The organism is Oscillatoria sp. HE19RPO, assembly GCF_024220515.1.
GTDB lineage: Bacteria > Cyanobacteriota > Cyanobacteriia > Cyanobacteriales > Laspinemataceae > Laspinema.
Window position 1 is genome coordinate 1 of the sequence record NZ_JAMXOT010000509.1, and the last position, 1,998, is coordinate 1,998.

The following is a 1,998-nucleotide window of genomic DNA, read 5'->3' on the forward strand; positions in this document are numbered from 1 at the left end:
GGTATAACCCTTTAGAGACTTCTGATTCTCTTGACGAGACCAGGTTTCTATTGGCTTTCAAACTCTTTAATTGTCTTGGTTCAGGCGCGACTCGGTTCGTTGCCTTTCCTCACCGCGCTTTACTACTTTAACTAACCCACCAGGGTTTGTCAAGCGTTTTTGAGGATTTTTTTTGACTTTTTTTAAAAAAAGTCTGAAAGCCTTTCACGGGGAGAGTTTTAGGCGACAATAAATAATGAACTTGCTTGCATGAGGAAAGCGAACCGTGAATTTTCAGTCTGTGATTGCCACGTTAAATCAGTTTTGGGCCGATCGCGGTTGTCTGATTGCCCAGCCCTACGATATCGAGAAAGGCGCAGGCACCATGAATCCCCATACCTTCTTAAGGGCGATCGGTCCCGAGCCTTGGTCTGTGGCTTATGTCGAACCTTGCCGTCGTCCCACCGATGGCCGCTATGGCGAGAACCCCAACCGCTACCAACACTATTATCAATACCAAGTCATCATCAAACCCTCCCCCAACAATATTCAGGACCTGTATCTGGATTCCCTGCGCGCTTTAGGGATCCGTCCAGAAGACCGGGATATTCGGTTTGTGGAGGATAACTGGGAATCTCCCACCCTAGGAGCCTGGGGCGTCGGCTGGGAAGTTTGGCTCGATGGCATGGAGATTACCCAATTTACCTATTTCCAACAATGTGGGGGCATCGACTGCCGTCCCGTCTCCATCGAGATTACTTATGGACTGGAGCGCTTAACGATGTATCTCCAGGAAAAAGATGCCTTTACCAAGATTAACTGGACTGATGAGGTGACTTATGGAGATGTTCACCTCCAGGGAGAAGTTGAGCAGTGCGTCTATAACTTCGAGGCATCCAATCCAGATTTACTGTTCAAGCTGTTTGCTCTCTATGAAGAGGAGGCGGAACAGCTCACGGCCCGAGGATTGGTGGCCCCTACCCTGGATTATGTCCTGAAGTGTTCTCATACCTTTAATCTATTAGATGCCAGAGGCGTCATTTCCGTAACGGAGCGGACTCGTTATATTGGGCGGATCCGCAATTTGGCGCGACGGGTGGCTCATCTATATCTGGAGCAACGGGAGAAACTGGGGTTCCCGCTTCTGAAAGGGGACGCCTCTGATAAAGCATCGGCTGCTTAAGTTGCTTTAACCCGTGATATGGAATTAGGGAACTCCAAAAAATAAAATACCCAAAAACCCACACCCTCAAGGGTGGAGGCTCACAGGACGAAGCCCGCCTGCGCGGGCTAAGAACGTCTTTTTAGTTCCTTAAGCATCGCATTTGGGTGATTTATTTATTGCAATACCCTTAAAGAGTCAAGAAGAGGAGAAGGAAGGAATGATCGATCTGAGTGAAGCCCTCGAACCGATCGCCAGTCAATTTCGCAGTTTAGGATTGCCTGAGCCGATTGTGCATTGGGGACATCCCCTAATGATGGGAATTGTGATATTTGTAATGGGTAGCTATGTCGGCTGGTCCGGATGGCGCGGACGAGTTGCAGCGGATAAGGATGCCGCAATTAAGGCCCGCAGCGACCACCGCAAACTGGCCCCTTGGATGTTCCTATTTATGGCCCTCGGTTATACCGGAGGAGTTTTATCCCTGGTGATGCAACGACAGCCCATTTTAGAAAGCCCTCATTTCTGGACGGGTTCGATACTATTAGTGTTGTTAGCCCTGAATGGAACCCTGTCTTTGGGATTTCAAGCCGATCGCCTCACCCTGCGGGCCGCTCATGCCTATATAGGAACCGTGGCCCTTGGGCTAATGTTGCTTCATGCTCTGCTCGGATTAAAACTGGGTCTATCTATATCTATATAGAATCCCCTGGGATAGAGTAACGCGATCGCATTAAAACCGGGACCTCTATTCTGGGGGAGGGACCTCATATCGTTCTACCAGTAGAGTGCATTGTAAAAACCAGAATGGAGGTTGAAACTTAAAATAGGTTTCTTGTGACCTTGCGGGTATCTGA

Annotated in this window: 2 protein-coding genes; both read left to right on the plus strand. The window is 48.9% G+C overall.

Annotation, left to right across the window (positions count from 1 at the left end; genetic code table 11):
• The first annotated feature begins 265 nt into the window (after nt 1-265).
• On the plus strand, nt 266-1,162 hold the full coding sequence (glyQ, locus tag NG833_RS30210; protein WP_254568958.1) for a glycine--tRNA ligase subunit alpha: 897 nt from the start codon (nt 266-268) through the stop codon (nt 1,160-1,162).
• A gap of 199 nt (nt 1,163-1,361) precedes the next feature.
• Nucleotides 1,362-1,844: a DUF4079 domain-containing protein gene (locus tag NG833_RS30215; protein ID WP_254568959.1), complete on the plus strand. Its 483-nt coding sequence runs from the start codon at nt 1,362-1,364 to the stop codon at nt 1,842-1,844.
• The last annotated feature ends 154 nt before the right edge of the window (nt 1,845-1,998 follow it).